This is a genomic window from Pedobacter sp. ASV28, assembly GCF_016428855.1.
Taxonomy (GTDB): domain Bacteria; phylum Bacteroidota; class Bacteroidia; order Sphingobacteriales; family Sphingobacteriaceae; genus Pedobacter.
Genome location: NZ_JAELTN010000125.1, coordinates 1 through 1826 on the forward strand (window position 1 = coordinate 1; position 1826 = coordinate 1826).

General features: G+C 43.0%; 3 protein-coding genes. All 3 read right to left on the reverse strand.

All coding sequences use genetic code 11. The features are described from left to right. Nucleotides 1-739 (reverse strand): alkaline phosphatase family protein (locus tag JHD79_RS22440; protein ID WP_233164844.1); only part of this gene is annotated, 739 nt, incomplete at its 3' end. Nucleotides 740-807: 68 nt separating this feature from the next. After that, nucleotides 808-1632 carry a folylpolyglutamate synthase/dihydrofolate synthase family protein gene (locus JHD79_RS22445; protein WP_370583374.1) on the reverse strand — a complete coding sequence of 275 codons (825 nt, stop codon included), beginning with the start codon at nt 1630-1632 and terminating at the stop codon, nt 808-810. Continuing rightward, nucleotides 1595-1826: hypothetical protein (locus JHD79_RS22450; protein WP_199121590.1), on the reverse strand; the 232-nt coding region annotated here is incomplete at its 5' end. The genes JHD79_RS22445 and JHD79_RS22450, both read right to left, overlap by 38 nt.

Consider the following 1826-nt stretch of genomic DNA (forward strand, 5'->3'; position numbering starts at 1 on the left):
ACGCAGGTCTCGTGGGCTCGGAGATGTGTATAAGAGACAGATACAGGGTATGCCAATCTTTTTCGAAGAATTTGTCGGGCCATTTATTGGCATTGAATTGATTTACCCATGATGGTAATTCGTTCATGTAATGTGTACTGCTAATAAAATTTCCAGATTTTCCATCGTACCAGAAGGTGCCGTTGGCCGTATGGCCACCAGGTAAAATGGCGCCTCTATCTTTTAAAGAAATACTGATTACCTTGCTTTTAAAATTGGTAGCCAATCTTAGTTCATCTGTTACGGTAGTTACCAGTAGGTTTTTGGGCGACATTAAACCTGCATCGCTTGTACTTCCTATGGTCTTCACATTTTTATCTTCTACACAATAAATATCCCTGCCAATCTGTGGATCAAACCAGTTATTGCCAATAATGCCATTTATAGCAGGAACAGAGCCTGTATAGATGGAAGCATGACCACATGCGGTGTAGGTAGGTGTATAAGGAATTAATGTGTTTTCGGCAGAAAAGCCATCATTGATCAAACGTTTAAATCCTCCTTCGCCATAACGGCTATAAAAACGATAAAGGTAATCCCAGCGCATCTGATCGACTACCATGCCTATGACCAGTTTTGGTCTGTTAACTGTTTTGGGATAAGCTGAATAATAAGGTGCGACCGCTTTAGCTGGTTTTTGTGCATAAAGATTATGACAGAGCATTGTGGCTATGGATAAGCACAATAGTTTTAATTTCATTTACGGTGTGATTTTTTGATAAAGGTATTAATTGTACATTAAGAAAAAAATGCCCTAATGTAAAGTTCTTATATAATTTCGGCTACTACGAAAGTGCTTCCTCCAACAAAAATCAAATCTTCTTTCTTTGCCTTTTCCTTAGCGGCATTTAATGCTGCTGCTACGGTAGCATAAGCGCTACCTTTTAAATGATATAATGCGGCTTGTTCAGCTAGCTCTTTTGAAGGGAGCGCCCGTTCTAATTGGGGAGTGCAAAAATAATAATGGGCATTTTTTGGCAACAATTGCAGTACACCATTAATATCCTTATCCTTAACCATGCCGATAACCATGTGCAATGTTTGGTATTTGGTCTGCTCTATGTTATGTAAGACTTCATTAATCCCTGCTTTATTATGCCCTGTATCACATATAATTAGTGGAGCTTTAGCTAAAGTTTGCCATCTGCCTTGCAAGCCCGTAAGTTTTTTTACGTTTTTTAGTGCTTGGTAAATGGCATCTTCTGGGATATGATAACCATTTTTTCTTAAAGATTCAACGGTTTCTAATACAGTAATAATGTTCTTTAACTGATAAGAACCGCTAAGGTCTAGCTTTAGGTTTTTTAGCAATGTTTCTTTCTGCTGGTAAATATCTACTTGGAGAAAGTTTGATTTTTTTATGATGTTGGACGTTTGGAGTAGATCTTCCGCAAATACTAAAGGGGCTTTCTGCTCCTTTGCCTTTTTTATAAATACAGGATCGGTTTCGGGCTGACGTTCGCCAATAATGACCGGTGTATTAGGCTTAATAATACCCGCTTTCTCAAAGGCAATTTCGGCCAAAGTATTACCTAGCAGATTGGTATGGTCAAGGCTAATGTTCGTTATTACCGATAAATCTGGCCGAATGATATCTGTCTCTTATACACATCTCCGAGCCCACGAGACCTGCGTTACCATCGCGTATGCCGTCTTCTGCTTGAAAAGGGGGGGGGGGGGGGGGGGGGGGGGGGGGGGGGGGGGGGGGGGGGGGGGGGGGGGGGGGGGGGGGGGGGGGGGGGGGGGGGGGGGGGGGGGGGGGGGGGGGGGGGGGGGGGGGGGGGGGG